This window comes from Vibrio sp. SBT000027 (assembly GCF_963894355.1).
Taxonomy (GTDB): domain Bacteria; phylum Pseudomonadota; class Gammaproteobacteria; order Enterobacterales; family Vibrionaceae; genus Vibrio; species Vibrio splendidus.
In genome coordinates this window covers 2,021,241-2,036,465 of record NZ_CAWQGD010000004.1, presented here as the reverse complement: position 1 = coordinate 2,036,465, position 15,225 = coordinate 2,021,241, and the positions used below count along the sequence as shown (strand labels likewise).

At 44.2% G+C, this 15,225-nt stretch carries 13 protein-coding genes; 10 read left to right on the top strand and 3 right to left on the bottom strand.

The window, feature by feature from the left end:
• Window positions 1-84 precede the first annotated feature (84 nt).
• Window positions 85-1,107: a phage shock protein operon transcriptional activator gene (pspF, locus tag AACU28_RS18880; RefSeq protein ID WP_004734603.1), complete on the bottom strand. Its 1,023-nt coding sequence runs from the start codon at window positions 1,105-1,107 to the stop codon at window positions 85-87.
• 316 nt (window positions 1,108-1,423) lie between these two features.
• Between pspF and pspA the strand changes: the two genes are divergently transcribed.
• From pspA to AACU28_RS18835, 9 genes are all read left to right on the top strand, one after another.
• Window positions 1,424-2,095 carry a phage shock protein PspA gene (pspA, locus tag AACU28_RS18875; RefSeq protein ID WP_017079001.1) on the top strand — a complete coding sequence of 224 codons (672 nt, stop codon included), beginning with the start codon at window positions 1,424-1,426 and terminating at the stop codon, window positions 2,093-2,095.
• Window positions 2,096-2,110: 15 nt separating this feature from the next.
• Window positions 2,111-2,344: an envelope stress response membrane protein PspB gene (pspB, locus tag AACU28_RS18870; protein ID WP_029222098.1), complete on the top strand. Its 234-nt coding sequence runs from the start codon at window positions 2,111-2,113 to the stop codon at window positions 2,342-2,344.
• The gene (pspC, locus tag AACU28_RS18865; RefSeq protein ID WP_029222097.1) at window positions 2,337-2,723 is read left to right on the top strand and encodes an envelope stress response membrane protein PspC; all 387 of its coding nucleotides are present in this window, start codon (window positions 2,337-2,339) and stop codon (window positions 2,721-2,723) included. Before pspB ends, pspC begins: the two co-directional genes overlap by 8 nt.
• A gap of 157 nt (window positions 2,724-2,880) precedes the next feature.
• Window positions 2,881-3,915: an efflux RND transporter periplasmic adaptor subunit gene (locus AACU28_RS18860; protein WP_102452946.1), complete on the top strand. Its 1,035-nt coding sequence runs from the start codon at window positions 2,881-2,883 to the stop codon at window positions 3,913-3,915.
• A gap of 1 nt (window position 3,916) precedes the next feature.
• Window positions 3,917-5,002, top strand: a complete 1,086-nt coding sequence (locus AACU28_RS18855) for an efflux RND transporter periplasmic adaptor subunit (protein ID WP_004734608.1) — start codon at window positions 3,917-3,919, stop codon at window positions 5,000-5,002.
• Window positions 4,995-8,105 carry an efflux RND transporter permease subunit gene (locus AACU28_RS18850; RefSeq protein ID WP_017083278.1) on the top strand — a complete coding sequence of 1,037 codons (3,111 nt, stop codon included), beginning with the start codon at window positions 4,995-4,997 and terminating at the stop codon, window positions 8,103-8,105. The genes AACU28_RS18855 and AACU28_RS18850 overlap by 8 nt, the downstream gene beginning before the upstream one ends.
• 76 nt (window positions 8,106-8,181) lie before the next feature.
• On the top strand, window positions 8,182-8,748 hold the full coding sequence (locus AACU28_RS18845) for a DNA-3-methyladenine glycosylase I (protein WP_121603429.1): 567 nt from the start codon (window positions 8,182-8,184) through the stop codon (window positions 8,746-8,748).
• A 109-nt stretch (window positions 8,749-8,857) separates the two neighbouring features.
• On the top strand, window positions 8,858-9,838 hold the full coding sequence (locus AACU28_RS18840) for a winged helix-turn-helix domain-containing protein (RefSeq protein ID WP_121603428.1): 981 nt from the start codon (window positions 8,858-8,860) through the stop codon (window positions 9,836-9,838).
• The gene (locus AACU28_RS18835) at window positions 9,829-10,299 is read left to right on the top strand and encodes a hypothetical protein (protein ID WP_017079009.1); all 471 of its coding nucleotides are present in this window, start codon (window positions 9,829-9,831) and stop codon (window positions 10,297-10,299) included. Before AACU28_RS18840 ends, AACU28_RS18835 begins: the two co-directional genes overlap by 10 nt.
• A gap of 86 nt (window positions 10,300-10,385) precedes the next feature.
• Here the strand turns inward: AACU28_RS18835 and AACU28_RS18830 are convergent, their stop codons facing one another.
• Window positions 10,386-11,570 carry a cystathionine beta-lyase gene (locus AACU28_RS18830; protein WP_004734614.1) on the bottom strand — a complete coding sequence of 395 codons (1,185 nt, stop codon included), beginning with the start codon at window positions 11,568-11,570 and terminating at the stop codon, window positions 10,386-10,388.
• Window positions 11,571-11,753: 183 nt separating this feature from the next.
• Window positions 11,754-13,208, bottom strand: a complete 1,455-nt coding sequence (gene cls, locus AACU28_RS18825) for a cardiolipin synthase (RefSeq protein ID WP_004734615.1) — start codon at window positions 13,206-13,208, stop codon at window positions 11,754-11,756.
• A 382-nt stretch (window positions 13,209-13,590) separates the two neighbouring features.
• Between cls and AACU28_RS18820 the strand changes: the two genes are divergently transcribed.
• Entirely contained in the window at window positions 13,591-15,024 is a 1,434-nt protein-coding gene (locus AACU28_RS18820; protein ID WP_012604350.1) for a sodium-dependent transporter, read from the top strand.
• Window positions 15,025-15,225: the final 201 nt, after the last annotated feature.

The window sequence follows — 15,225 nt, the reverse complement described above, 5'->3', positions numbered from 1 at the left end:
AAACGAGGCGTTAGAGGAGCCTCAAGATCCGGATAATTTAACATTTTATTTATTCGGCTCCAAATAATAATCAAGTGCTGACAGCTATTTATCGTTAGCTTGTCCGACAATCGCGTACTTCCTCACCATTCCACGTAATTGGTTGTAGGTTAATCCAAGTAATTCTGCTGCTTGTTTCTGGTTGTACTTGCTCTGTTTTAGGGCTTGATTGAGCAGCTTGATGTCTTGTTGTTCTTGCCATGCTTTGTAATCAAGTGGCAAAGAAAACGAGCTCTCTGATGAAGTATGGCTGTTGGACGGCGCATTGCCAATTTCATGCGTGGAATCTTGATCTATTTTCCATGCGGGTTTGAATGGGTTAAACACCAAAGATTCAATAGGATATGGGTCTTTACCGTGCTGGTAGACTGCGCGCTCAATAACGTTCTTGAGTTCTCGCACATTCCCCGGCCATGAATAATCCAGCAGCGCCTCTACGGCAGACGGAGCAAAGCCAACAAACAACTCCAATTCTAATTCACGGCACATCTTAATGGCGTAGTATTCTGCCAGCAGCGTGATGTCTTCTTTTCGCTCTCGAAGAGGGGGGATAGTAATCACGTCAAACGCGAGCCTGTCCAATAAGTCGGCTCTGAATTCGCCCCTTAATGCCATGTCTGGCAAGTCAGCGTTGGTCGCGCAAACCAGTCTTACGTTGGCACTTAAAGCTTTTTGTCCGCCGACACGTTCATATTGCCCGTATTCAATAACGCGCAATAGCTTCTCTTGAACCGCAAGGGGAGTGGTCGCCAGCTCATCCAGAAACAGCGTTCCTCCTTCTGCTCTTTCAAAACGACCTTGATGGCGACCTTTCGAACCCGTAAACGACCCCGACTCGTGACCAAACAGTTCTGAATCAATCAAACCTTCACTGAGCGTTGAGCAATTAAGTGAGATCAACGGCTGATCCCATCGCCTTGAAAGGTAATGCAGCCTTTGAGCTATGAGCTCTTTACCCGTACCACGCTCTCCAATGATCAGGATCGGTCTTTCAATTGGTGCGAGTTGAGACACTTTATCTAAAACGGAGAGAAAACTGGGTGATTCACCAATGAGGTTCTGCTGCATAGCGGGTCCTTGTGTGATTTGAGCGCCGATGGATGTGATTTGGAGGGCTTTATTTAAATCACATCATGTAAATAACTTAAGTATAAGAGTCGTAGTGGTGAAAAATACCAATACTTGGCTAAATTCATCATAGCATGGTTCGGATTAATCACCATTTTATTGTAAGTGTCTGATAATAAATGGCTTAAAAGTTGGCACGCTACTTGGATTACTTATGGTAGGTTTAACAACAAACGTAAATTTTTGAGCAAGTGGATTGAGAAATCGAATAACGCTTTAAAGCACATTTGCCATCATTGTAATTAAGGAGTTCCTCATGGGTATTTTTTCTCGCTTTGCAGACATTGTAAATTCGAACATCAGCGCACTTTTAGACAAGGCTGAAGATCCTGAAAAGATGATTCGCCTGATTATCCAAGAAATGGAAGATACGCTGGTTGAGGTTCGCACTAACTCCGCTAAAGCTATCGCAGATAAAAAAGAGTTAGCACGTAAAGTTGAAGCTATCGAAACTCAGATCCTAGATTGGCAAAACAAAGCGACACTAGCACTGACTAAACAACGTGAAGACTTAGCTAGAGCGGCGCTAATCGAAAAGCAAAAACTTGAAGATATCATCAAAAGCCTTCACACAGAGCAAACCTTGGTTCACGAAACCATCGAAAAGCTGACCAGTGAAATTGGTAAGCTCGAAACCAAAATCGTAGAAACCCGCGCAAAGCAGCAAGCATTGATGATTCGTAATAATGCTGCGAGTAATCGTCGTGATGTTCAAAAACATCTGCATTCAAGCAAAACCAACGAAGCAATGGCGAAGTTTGAACAATTCTCGCGTAAAGTGGATGAATTAGAAGCTGAAGCAGATGTTTACGCCAAAACTGGTAACGCAAAATCGTTAGACCAAGAATTTGCAGATCTACAAGCTCAAGATGAAATTGAAAAAGAGCTGGCGAAACTGAAGCAACAAGTTGAAAACCGCGATAAATAATTTTAGGAGTTGTCTATGTCAACATTTCTAATTGCAGGTCCACTGATTGTCTTTTTAATCTTTGTGGCACCGCTATGGTTGTTCTTACATTACCGTAGCAAGAAGAAATCCAGTAATGGTCTTTCAGAAACGGATCTTCAGCGTTTGCACAAGCTTTCTGCACAAGCTGAATCCATGCAAGATCGTGTGAAAACACTGGAAAAAATACTGGATGCGGAGTCGCCAAGCTGGAGACGAAACTATGAGTAGAGAACTGTATCGCGACCCAATTAACGGTAAGTTATCTGGCGTCTGCGCAGGGTTAGCGAACTACTTTGGCCTTGAAGTGTGGTTGGTTCGCATCTTGGTTATCTCGGCGGCACTGCTTGGTGGTAGCTTTTTGGTGTTATTAGCGTATGTAGCTTTGACATTTATGCTTGAAAAACAACCACCTCAGTATGTCGATCAGATGAAGGCCAAACAAGAGCACACGCTCAAGCAAAAACCTTGGGAAAAAGGGCAAACCGCAGAGTCGTTACTGGGCACTTTAGAGGGTGATTTCCAGAAATTAGAGACCAGTGTCCGCAATATGGAAGCTTATGTGACTTCGGATACTTTCAAAGTCGACCGCGCATTTAAGAACATGTAGTGGTAAACCTGAAAAACATTAGATAACGGTTTAGGAAAATTTATTCCAAGCCGTTATTTTTTTTAATAATTTTGTCTAAATAAATCTTACGATAACTGGTAAGTTACATGTGATTAATCTATGTTATAAAAATATTTATAGTTATGGATGATCACTAATGTATAGAGCCTCCGTTGTCCTATTGACAGCCTTAGCTGGGTTGTCTGGGTGTGGTAAGGAGCTTCCTCCCGTACCTGAACCTGATTCTAGACCCGCCAAACTCTTCACTGTCTCCGTCGGTAGTAATGCCTTTGAACGTAGCTTTCCAGCCACCACAGAAGCGGGTGACAAAGCAGTACTGGCATTTCGTGTTCCAGGGCTACTTCAGACTATCGATGTCACATCTGGTCAACAGGTTACCAAAGGTGATGGGCTTGCAACGCTTAATCCTGACGAATATCAGTTGTTAGAGAAGCAAGCGAGAGCCAACTTTAAGCTTGCCGATGTTCAATACCAACGTTCCATTAAGTTGCGCAAAGATCGCGTCGTATCTGAGCAAGACTTCGACCAAGCGAAAGCTAATCATAATTCTGCTAAAGCGATGCTTAACCAAGCAAAAGCCAACCTACGTTATACCACTTTGGTTGCGCCTTACGATGGTACTATCTCTATCATTCCTGCTGAAAACCATGAATATATCGCTGCCAAACAAGGCGTGATGAATATTCAAACGAATCAAATCCTCAAAGTCGTATTCTTATTACCCGACCAACTTATCACGCGCTTTTCTTCAGGGTTTGAGACGGATGCAACCATGGTTTTTGATGCTTTTCCTGGTAGCTCCTACGCTTTAGCATTCCAAGAAGTTGATACTGAAGCAGATCCCAAAACCGGGTCGTACAAAGTCACCATGGTAATGGAAAGACCCACCGATGTTGGTATTTTGCCGGGTATGTCAGGCACAGTTCATTTAGTTTCAGCGTTAGCGGCCGCCACAAAAATTCCCACATCAGCAATGATGACTGATGGCGATGATGTCTCTGTGTGGCGCGTGAATAGCGACGGTATTGTTGAAAATGTCGCAATCATCATCGATGAAAAGCGCCATATTGTTTCAGGGTTGAACGATGGTGATCGCATCGTAACTTCTGGTGTTAATGGTCTTGAACCGGGCGTTAAAGTTCGAGAGTGGATCAAGGAAAGGGGGCTATAACATGAAAACACTTAAAGTGGCCGCTGGACTGTCGTGTTTGGTTTTACTTACGGCTTGTGAAGATAAACAAGTTGTAGAAGTGAATAACACGCCCTTGGTTAAAGCTATCGAGATTTCAGTCATCGACTTTAGCGACAAACTCTATTTCCCTGCGGTTGCAAACGCTGCCGAGAAGGCTCACCTCAGCTTTCGAGTCGCTGGTGAAATCAATAAGCTTGATGTGAAAGAAGGTGAACGTGTTTCACAAGGAGACATCATTGCAGAGCTTGACCCTACCGATTATCAACTGGATGTCGACAATGCTCAGGCGCGTTACACGGTAATCAACAGCCAATACAGACGTTCAAGTCCGCTAGTGAAGAAAGGTTTATTGGCGAAGTCACAGTTTGATGAAATTGCTGCTCAACGCCAGATCGCTTATGCCGAGCTGGAACTCGCAAAACTGCGCTTGTCGTTCACTAAGCTTCGTGCTCCTGTTGATGGGATCATTTCTCGTGTCAGTGTCGATCAATATGAAAACATTCAGGTAGGCCAGCAGGTGGTGAACATTCACAGTGTCGAGGATGTTGAGGTTGTTATCCAACTGCCTGACCAGATTTACGTGAATCAGCCTAGCGAACAGCTGTTATCGAATGTTGAGGCTGTGGTAAGAGTACCCAGTGGCAATGAATACACGGCGGCTATTAAGGAGTTCACCACTGAACCTGACCCAAGCACGGGCACGTTCACGGTGACGCTTGCTCTACCTATGCCGGAAGATGATTTAATTCTGGATGGTATGGCCGTTGAGGTGACGTCAAATGGGCGAGATATCGGCTTGGAGTTAAAAGCTGGGGTACTTATCCCAATCGAAGCTGTGTTTAATGCGGATGGCGATGATTTAACGCGCCAGAACTCTTATGTATGGGTGCTTAATGACGACAGTACCGTCTCGAAACAGCAAGTCGTAATAGGAAAAGCCAATCAGAAAACATTGCAGATCATGAAAGGATTAGAAATGGGGCAGCATGTCGTTGTTGCAGGCGTATCGCGATTGCGAGATGGGATGACAGTGGAAGTATTGTCTCAGGAGACGAACAATGAGTGAAGTAAATAACAAGCCCCAAAATGACGATCAACAGGGTGATGATCAGATCACAGGTGTTGCTTCTTACTTTATACGTAACAAAGTCATTAGCTGGATGCTATCTCTGATCTTTCTTATTGGTGGTGTCTCTGCCTTTTTCGGCTTGGGTCGTTTAGAAGATCCTGCCTTTACTATCAAAGATGCGATGGTTGTGACCTCTTACCCAGGAGCCACACCTCAACAAGTCGAAGAAGAAGTTACTTACCCACTAGAAAAAGCGATTCAACAACTTACCTATGTGGACGAAGTGAACTCTATCTCTAGCCGCGGCCTATCACAGGTAACGGTGACGATGAAGAACAACTACGGCCCAGATGATCTTCCGCAAATATGGGATGAACTTCGCCGAAAAGTGAACGATCTCAAGGTTGAACTGCCACCCGGAGTCAATGATCCTCAAGTCATCGATGATTTCGGTGACGTTTACGGTATTTTGCTGGCGGTGACGGGGGATGGCTATAGCTACAAAGAGTTGCTGGATTACATTGATTACCTGAGGCGAGAGCTAGAGTTGGTTGATGGGGTCAGTAAAGTCTCCGTTTCCGGCCAACAACAAGAGCAAGTGTTCATTGAGATATCGATGAAACGGATAAGCTCTCTGGGTCTGTCTCCAAGCACGGTATTTAACCTTTTATCGACTCAAAATATTGTATCAAGTGCAGGAGCGGTAAGGATTGGTGATGAATATATTCGAATCCATCCAACGGGTGAGTTCCAAAACGTTGAACAGCTTGGAGATTTGATTCTTACGGAAGGTGGCGCTCAAGGGCTTATCTATCTAAAAGATGTGGCGAATGTAACTCGTGGTTACGTTGAGGTACCGAGTAACATCATTGGTTATAACGGCGAACTCGCGCTTAACCTGGGTGTCTCTTTTGCGCAAGGCGTGAACGTGGTCGCAGTGGGTGAAGACTTTGATCGAAGACTCGCCGAGCTTAAATATCAACAACCCGTCGGTATCGACATCTCCGAGGTTTATAACCAACCTAAAGAGGTGAACAAGTCGGTAAGCGGATTTGTGGTGAGTTTAGGGCAGGCGGTTGCGATCGTAATCGTGGTGTTACTGTTCTTCATGGGAGTACGATCGGGTCTGTTGATTGGTTTGATACTGCTATTGACCGTATTCGGCACCTTTATTTTCATGCAGTACTTCAAAATCGACCTTCAACGTATTTCACTGGGCGCGTTGGTTATTGCCTTGGGGATGCTGGTGGATAATGCCATTGTGGTGGTGGAGGGGATATTGATCGGCACGCAGAAGGGGCGAACCCGGATGCAGGCCGCCACTGATATCGTGACCCAAACCAAATGGCCATTGCTTGGCGCAACGGTGATTGCGGTCACCGCGTTTGCTCCAATTGGTTTGTCTGAAGATTCAACGGGCGAATACTGTGGCACCTTGTTCACGGTACTATTGATTTCATTGATGCTGAGTTGGTTTACTGCTATCTCGATCACGCCGTTTTTTGCCGACATCTTCTTCAGAGGACAGAAGGTTGATCCCGATAACGAAGGCAAAGACCCATACAACGGGATGGTTTTTGTTATCTATAAAAACTTCCTTGAGTTCTGTATGAAACGCGCGTGGCTAACCATGATCGTTCTGGTGATTGGTTTAGGTGCGAGTGTGTACGGTTTTGGCTTTGTGAAACAAGCATTCTTCCCATCTTCAACTACTCCGATGTTCCAAGTGGATGTTTGGATGCCAGAAGGTACTGATATTCGAGCAACTAATACCAAGTTGAGAGTGCTTGAGAGTTGGCTGTCGGAACAAAGTGAAGTTGAACATATCACGACCACGGCCGGTAAAGGTCTGCAGCGTTTCATGTTGACCTACTCACCCGAGAAGAGTTATAGCGCGTATGGCGAAATCACGGTTCGTGTGAAAGATTATCAGGTACTTGAGGGGCTGATGCGTCGCTTCCGTGAACACGTTGACAGTCAGTTCCCAGAAATTGATTACAAACTTAAGCAAATTGAATTAGGCCCTGGTGGCGGTGCGAAAATTGAGGCTCGAATCGTCGGTTCAGATCCAACCGTGCTACGTTCAATCGCAGCTCAAGTTATGGACATCATGCGTGCCGATGATGGAGCGTTTAACGTTCGTCATGATTGGCGTGAAAGAACTAAGGTATTAGAGCCTCAGTTCAATGAAAGCCAAGCGCGTCGTTATGGTATTACCAAGTCTGACGTTGATGATTTCCTAGCGATGTCTTTCTCTGGTAAGTCGATTGGTGTGTATCGTGATGGTACTACTCTGATGCCTATTGTGGCTCGTTTACCTGAAGATGAGCGAATTGATATTCGCAACATCGAAGGTATGAAGATTTGGAGCCCGGCATTAAGCGAATACATTCCGTTGCAGCAAGTGACGCTTGGCTACGAATTGGAATGGGAAGATCCACTTATCATCCGTAAGAACCGTAAGCGTATGCTGACGGTAATGGCCGACAACGACCTATTGGGTGAAGAAACGGCTTCGACGTTACAGAAACGCTTACAGCCACAAATTGAAGCGATTGAGATGCCGCCGGGTTATTCGTTGGAGTGGGGTGGTGAATATGAGTCATCTGCTGATGCACAAGCGTCACTGTTTACCACTATGCCGATGGGTTACCTGTTCATGTTCTTGATTACCGTGTTCTTGTTCAACTCAGTCAAAGAGCCGCTGATTGTTTGGCTAACGGTTCCATTAGCGCTAATCGGGGTAACGACAGGCTTATTAGCCTTGAATACACCATTTGGCTTTATGGCATTGCTAGGCTTCTTGAGTTTATCCGGGATGCTACTTAAGAACGGTATCGTACTGCTTGATCAAATTGAGATTGAGATGAAGTCCGGTAAAGATCCGTATGTAGCGGTTGTTGATGCGGCACTGAGTCGTGTTCGTCCGGTATGTATGGCAGCGATTACAACGATTCTTGGTATGATCCCTCTACTACCGGATATCTTCTTCAAGCCGATGGCAGTAACCATTATGTTTGGTTTAGGCTTTGCGACTGTACTCACGCTAATCGTAGTACCTGTGCTGTATCGTTTATTCCATAAAATTGAAGTGGCTTAACGTCAACTAACCTTTGAAATAATGCCCCTATTTGGGGCATTATTTTTATGTACGATTACTAAAAGAGACTATCGAAATGGAAGCGAATACAGTGGATAGAACGTGTGCATGGGCACTTAAGCACGAATTAGAAAGGGAGTACCACGACGCAGAGTGGGGCGTGCCTGTTTATGATGACCAAGTTCTGTTTGAGTTCATTACTTTAGAAGGCGCTCAGGCGGGCCTGAGTTGGATTACGATCCTTAAAAAGCGTGAAGGCTATCGTGCTGCATTTGATAATTACGATCTAAACAAGCTAGCTGAGTTGAATGAAGACAACGTGCCGTACATCATTGAAAACTTCGATGTGGTTAAGCATAAGGGCAAGATCGCTTCTGTATACGGTAATGCTCGAGCAACACTTGAACTCCAGAAAGAGTTTGGCTCTTTATCAAATGCTTTATGGCAATTTGTCGATAACAAGGTGATAGAAAACAACTGGACTGAGATGTCTCAAGTTCCTGCTTCTACTGAGCGGTCTAAGGCAATGAGTAAGTTTTTGAAAAAAAGAGGCTTTAAGTTTGTAGGGGAAACAATCTGTTACGCGTTTATGCAAGCGACAGGTATGGTTAATGATCATTTAGAAGGTTGTCCACACAAATAAAAGTGTTATTTCTCGTCGCGAAATAATTGCGTGAAAATTGGAAAATTTACTGGTCATTTGTAAACTATTCAATATCATATGCGACCGAATTCAAACCTAGAAGACGATAGTGAAACAACAAATCTACCAAATATGTGATGCTCGTTATGATCCCTTGCTTAGGCAGTTTGTGCGTGAAGATGGCCACGTAGAAACTATCGCGCCGTTAGAAGGTAAGGTGTTTCTATTCTTGCTTGAAAATGCCGGTGAGTGCATTGAGCGAGGTCTGATATTTGATAGGTGTTGGGGTAATGTCATTGTTTCAGAGCAAGCTCTGACTAACGTTATCTCAAAGATTCGAAAAACATTGTCTAGAGTAACTTGTGGTTGCGCGACGATTCGTACCGTTAGTAAGACAGGGTATTCTCTTGAAATCGACGAGTTGAGCCGGTCCACAGTAACTGAAGAGGTACCTTCTCAAGCGAGTAAAGAAGTCTGCGAACTCGGTGTCTCACTTGCCGATTCTACGTTGAAGCAAAACGTACCTTTGTCCCAAGGAATGTCCCAAGACCCGTTGACAATAAATGAAGTCTTGATTGATGCAGATTCTGCAAAAGTTGTTTCTTCCGAGCTACCTAGCGAATCACATCTAGATCAGAGTGCAGTTAAGCAAGAACAGGCAAATGTTGTGTCTAATAGACACCTCGCTAAAGCCGGTTATTTACTCGCTTTGGTTTGTGTCGCAGTAACGGCGTTCAACCTTTTCCAAACCTACTATACGCCCCTGCCTTATTTTATTGATAAAGCGGAATATCGTGACAATTACACCGACAATACCAACCACTACTTCTTCCATATTGCTCATAATGACTCCTATTCGTTGCCTGCGGTCACTCAAAAGCTTACAGCGGTGATACCTAGCCACTGTAACGTTGATGTCTTTGTCCGTATTTACCCATCAGTCGACCAACCCGAAGATGACGCGTTATACATGTTGATTCAAAGGAAAGATGGTGAGGCTCTGAATTATAGTGCTTCGGTTTTCAATGTAGAGTCGTCTTTTGATTCCTTTGCTCAGTATATGAAGAAGAGGAGTTACTTTTGCGACTAATTGGTTTACTCATTTTAGTGGTAATTGCTGCTGCAAGTTTTTTGCCAGAACAGAACGTATTAGCGGGCACTCGATGGCATTGCAAAACGATTAAAACTGATTTTTTATCTCAGGCATTCCAACCATATCAATCGCTTTATGAACGTATAAGCCTTACTTTTCAATCTGACCATACCTTTAGCATGAGAGAGTTTGTGACGATTACAGAGCAAGACGGTAAGGAGAGTACTATGGAAAATCTGTATTTCGGGCACTATGAGCTTGATGGGAATAATTTGTCGATGAGCATTATAGATGTGAGAACGGCGACCCCTTTCCATGATCCAATTATTAACAATGAATATAGTGAGTATAAAGGGGTGACGATTGATTACGCTATTGCAGTCAAGGATCAGTCTTTGTATTTGTTCAATGAACACCGCTCTGAAATTTTCAATTGGGCGTGCTTTGACGTTCAGTAGCTTTTTAAAGCGACGTGTCTAATGCGCTAATCTAAAAAAGGCAGGAATATCCTGCCTTTTTGGTCTGAGTCTGCTAACGCTTTAAATTAAACGAGCGCGTTGTAACGCTCCAATCCAGCCTCTAGGTCCGCAATCAGATCGTCAACGTCTTCTAAGCCGATATGAACACGTACCAAGGTTCCTGTGAAGTTAGGGTTCGCTACTGTTCTTAGGCTATCAAAGCTGTTCGGTTCGTTCGCTAGAATTAAGCTTTCAAAGCCACCCCATGAGTAACCCATACTAAAGTGCGTCATACCATCAAGCAGCGCTGTGGTTGCTTTTGTATTTGAGTTCTTCAGCACGAAAGAGAACAAGCCATTACCACCAGTGAAATCTCGTTTGAAGAATTCATGGCCTGGGCAAGACTCAAGGGCAGGGTGACGAACATGATCAACCTCAGGTCGAGTCTCCAACCATTTTGCGACTTTCAAACTGCTCTCTGCATGTTGGCGTAGTCGAACGTCAAGAGTACGAATACCACGAAGGGCAAGGTAAGCGTCATCTGGTGATACACATTGCCCCATCAAATAGCTCTGTTCTCTTAGTTGATCCCAACACTTCTCGTTGGCAACAGCCGTACCCAACATCACATCAGAGTGACCAACAATGTATTTGGTCGCAGCTTGAATCGAGATATCAACGCCAAAATCAAACGGTGAGAAGTTCACACCAGCAGCCCATGTGTTATCGAGCATCACGATGATGTCGTGTTCATGAGCAATACGCGCTAGCGTTGGAATGTCTTGCACTTCCATGGTGACTGAGCCCGGAGATTCGGTAAACAGCACCTTAGTGTTTGGCTTAATAAGGTCTTGGATGCCTTCACCGATCGTTGGCTCGTAGTAGGTCGTCTCTACACCCATCTTCTTCATGATGGTGTCACAGAAATCACGCGTCGGTTCGTAGCAGGTGTCGACCATCAGAATATGATCGCCTGTTTCTACAAAAGAAAGAATGGCATTTGAAATGGCTGCAGTACCACAAGGGTAAAGTGCACAGCCTGCGCCGCCCTCGACTTCAACCATGGCATCTTGGAAAGCGAAGTGAGTGTTGGTTCCACGGCGTCCGTAAAAAAGCGTTTTATTAGCGCGATTAATCGTAGCTTTACGCTTTTCTTCTACTGAGTTGAACACGACAGTAGAAGCGCGCTGTACTGGTGGGTTAACGACACCATTGGTCCACTTCTTATCACGACCTGCAGTGATCAGTTTAGTGGTTTTGTTCTCGGACATGCTGTGAATTCCTTATCAATCGGTTATGTCCTATTTAAAACATGCCAATAGCATTCAAAGCAAGAGCAGAGGGGGAGTTTTTATGCTTTTCTTTCGCTTTTTAACCTTTCACGTCGTTTATCGTGAAAGGTCAAAAATCTGATAAGCAGAGAGATATGAGTCGCAGTGGGTCCATTGATTGGATTACAGCAGGGGATTGAACAAATAGAACAATCGTTCGAAAAAGCGGTTACGTAAATTTCTCTGCTCCCATTGCTCCAGTTCCACTGGATGAGATGATTCAATATAGGATTGCTGCAAATCAAACAGTTGCTTGGTGAAGTGTACGTCATCAACGGCTAGCGTCACTTCGAAGTTTAGCCAAAGGCTGCGCATGTCGATATTGACCGTTCCGATTAAGCAAAACTCTTCATCAATCACTACCGATTTGGTGTGAAGAAGGCCACCGTAAAATTCGTAAATCTTAACGCCAGCTTCAAGTAACTCTGTATAGAAAGCGCGAGAAGCCCATTTAACCATCAATGAATCGTTGTTATGCGGAATGATCAGTTCGACATTTACGCCCCTTTGCGCTGTCATTTTTAGCGTTTCTAACAAGTCGGCACTCGGTACAAAATAAGGTGTAGTGATGCGCACAGAACGATTGGCTTGATTAATGGCAATAGTCAGAACTTGTAGGATCAAATATTCCGGCATACCAGGACCAGACGGAACGACCTGAACCGGATGGTGCGTCATTATTTCTTCAATCGGGCATTCAGGTAAATCAGGAAGAATGCGCTCGCCTGTTTCTACTTCCCAATCCCAACCATGAATGGCCGAAAGCACGTTAACGGTTGGCCCAGTGACTCGGACCATTACGTCGATCCATTGACCAACGCCTGAACTCTGTTTGAAATGCGCCGGATCCACCATATTCATTGAACCGGTATAGGCGATGGATTCATCAATCACGATGATCTTACGGTGCTGTCTTAAATCAAGGCGACGTAAGAAAATACGCCATGGGCTTACTTCTAATGCTTGCACAACTTGCACACCAGCGTCTTTCATCATTGAACGCCAATGGCTTTTGAAAAAGCGTGGACTACCTGCTGAATCGAGTAAAACCTTAACATCTACGCCACGTTTGGCCGCTCGAATCAGTGCAGAGGCTACGGAGTCGGTTAGGCCTCCAGGATGCCAAATGTAGAAAACCATTTTGATACTGGTTTGTGCGTTTTCTATATCTTCGATAATTGCGTGCAGGATCTCATTGGGTGAAGCTTGCAGTGAAAGTGTGTTCCCACTGAGTGCAGGAATACCCATTCGATTATTACAAAGCTCATCAATCTTGTGGATTGGGGAACCAACTTTACCTGGGAGGTGAACCTGACAATCATTTAATTGGCGGAACCAATCACCGAACGGAGTAAACATGCGATGTGCGCGCTCAGCTCGCTTTCTACCTAGGTTTAGCTCGCCGAAAAGGAAGTAACAGGCCACGCCAACAATCGGGATAATGTAGATAACCATCAACCACGCGAGAGAAACGCTGACAGAGCGTCGTTTTAGTACGACACGAAAGGTCACACCGGCGACGAGAACCCAGTACAAAGCAACGGAAGCTAAAGTTAAAAAATGGTAGAGCTTTTCCACATTGAATACTCGAAAAAAGAGACACTTAGATAGTAATGCTATTTTGAGGATATGGGAATTTAAGGAATCAACTATTTACAAAATAGAGCAAAAGCTGTAAACAGGTTATAGTTGTTAAGTTTTGGTTAACTTAAGACGAAAACGATTGTTTTGTATAAAAAGACGGCATTTAACCATAAAAATTTACATTGGTAACGAAATATGTACGGTTCGGACTTCCAATTTTATTCTTAAACTGGTTTACTTGCCATACAACGAGCGTCAATCAAATCTTTTAAGTGTGTAAATTTTTTTATACACCTTATCTTTTAAAGACGCCACCCAAAGCAAAACACAACATCACACAACACAACACAACACAACACAAAAGTTTGGAGTACACGTGGCTACTAGTAATACAACCACAACACCCCGCGATACCTGGGGTTCGAAGTTAGGATTCGTAATGGCTGCAGCAGGTTCTGCTGTTGGTCTAGGTAACATCTGGAAATTCCCTTACACAGCAGGCGAAAGTGGCGGCGGTGCATTCGTTGCAATTTACCTGTTTTTTGTAATCTTTATCGGTTTCAGTGTCATGCTGACTGAATTTGCGATTGGCCGTCATACGCAAAAATCAGCAGTAGGTGCATTTAAATCAACTGACCGTCGTTGGACGTTCGCTGGTGTTATCGGCGTAGTCAGTGGTCTACTTATCATGGGTTTCTACCCTGTAGTAGGTGGCTGGTCTATCGCATACATCGGTAAGATTGCTGGTGGTCTACTAGACGCACCTGAAGCAATTGGTGACAGCTTCGGTGGCTTTATCTCAAACCCAGTTCAACCACTTATGTGGATGGGCCTATACCTACTACTTAACGTTGTTATCGTTATGAAGGGTATTTCTGGCGGTATTGAGAAAGCGGGTAAGATTCTGATGCCACTTCTTTTCATCATCCTTATCGTGGTATCAATCAAAGGCCTAATGCTTCCGGGCGCGATGGCTGGTCTTGAATTCCTATTCAGCCCTGATTTCTCTAAAGTAGACAGCGGTGTAATTCTAGCTGCACTAGGTCAAGCATTCTTCTCATTATCTCTTGGTATGGGTTGTATGTTGACTTACGGTTCTTACCTTAAGAAGAAAGAGAACCTAGTTCAAACTACAGCTATGGTTACGGCGATGGATACAGGCGTTGCTATCCTAGCTGGTGTTGCAATGTTCCCTGCAATGTTCGCATTTGGTATGGAACCTGCGGCGGGTCCTGGTCTAGTATTCGTTGTTGTTCCTCAGCTATTCGCTGAAATGGGCGGCGTAGTTGGTCTGCTATTTGCTCTAATGTTCTTCGTTGGTCTAAGTGTTGCGGCACTGACTTCTTCAGTATCTCTACTTGAAGTTGTGGTTTCTTACCTAATCGATGAGAAAGGCATGAAGCGTGTGACTGCAGTACTGTCTGCAAGTGTAGTAATGGCGATTCTATGTATCTTCGCTTCTCTATCACTTGGCGGCTTCGGTCCAACATTGTTTGGTACTGGTGCATTCGATATCTTCGACTTACTAACGGATAAAATCTTCCTAGCAGTTGGCGGTATGTTGGTATGTATCTTCGCTGGTTGGAGACTAAACCGTGCTGACCTAGAGAAAGAAATCACTAACGACGGTGAAGTATCATTCCCACTATTCGGCCTATGGTACACACTTGTTAAGTACATCATCCCAGTAGCTATCGCTATCGTAGCGTTCATGGGTATCTCTTCTGGCTTCGACAGCGGTAAAGGTGCAATCATGCTACTAGGTATTGGTATCATTGCTGGCTCTGCGCTTATCTCTAAGAAGTTATAGTTCTGAGAAGCTATAGTTTTAAGAAGCTATAGCTCTAAGAAACCATAGTTATTAGTAGCTACAATCGCGAGTTAAAGTAAGTTAAGAAACGGGAGCCATTGGCTCCCGTTTTTTTATGCTACTAACTTAATTATCAAAGAAAAATAAATGCTTAAAGTTATTGGTCTGGTAGCCGATATAATGAAAAGTAATAGCTGATTG

Excerpts from the sequence above, each read along its gene's own strand:
- AACU28_RS18830 (WP_004734614.1), bottom strand. The coding sequence starts at position 11,570 with ATGTCCGAGAACAAAACCACTAAACTGATCACTGCAGGTCGTGATAAG.
- AACU28_RS18860 (WP_102452946.1), top strand. The coding sequence starts at position 2,881 with ATGTATAGAGCCTCCGTTGTCCTATTGACAGCCTTAGCTGGGTTGTCT.
- pspC (WP_029222097.1), top strand. The coding sequence starts at position 2,337 with ATGAGTAGAGAACTGTATCGCGACCCAATTAACGGTAAGTTATCTGGC.
- pspF (WP_004734603.1), bottom strand. The coding sequence starts at position 1,107 with ATGCAGCAGAACCTCATTGGTGAATCACCCAGTTTTCTCTCCGTTTTA.
- AACU28_RS18850 (WP_017083278.1), top strand. The coding sequence starts at position 4,995 with ATGAGTGAAGTAAATAACAAGCCCCAAAATGACGATCAACAGGGTGAT.
- pspA (WP_017079001.1), top strand. The coding sequence starts at position 1,424 with ATGGGTATTTTTTCTCGCTTTGCAGACATTGTAAATTCGAACATCAGC.
- AACU28_RS18855 (WP_004734608.1), top strand. The coding sequence starts at position 3,917 with ATGAAAACACTTAAAGTGGCCGCTGGACTGTCGTGTTTGGTTTTACTT.
- pspB (WP_029222098.1), top strand. The coding sequence starts at position 2,111 with ATGTCAACATTTCTAATTGCAGGTCCACTGATTGTCTTTTTAATCTTT.
- AACU28_RS18845 (WP_121603429.1), top strand. The coding sequence starts at position 8,182 with ATGGAAGCGAATACAGTGGATAGAACGTGTGCATGGGCACTTAAGCAC.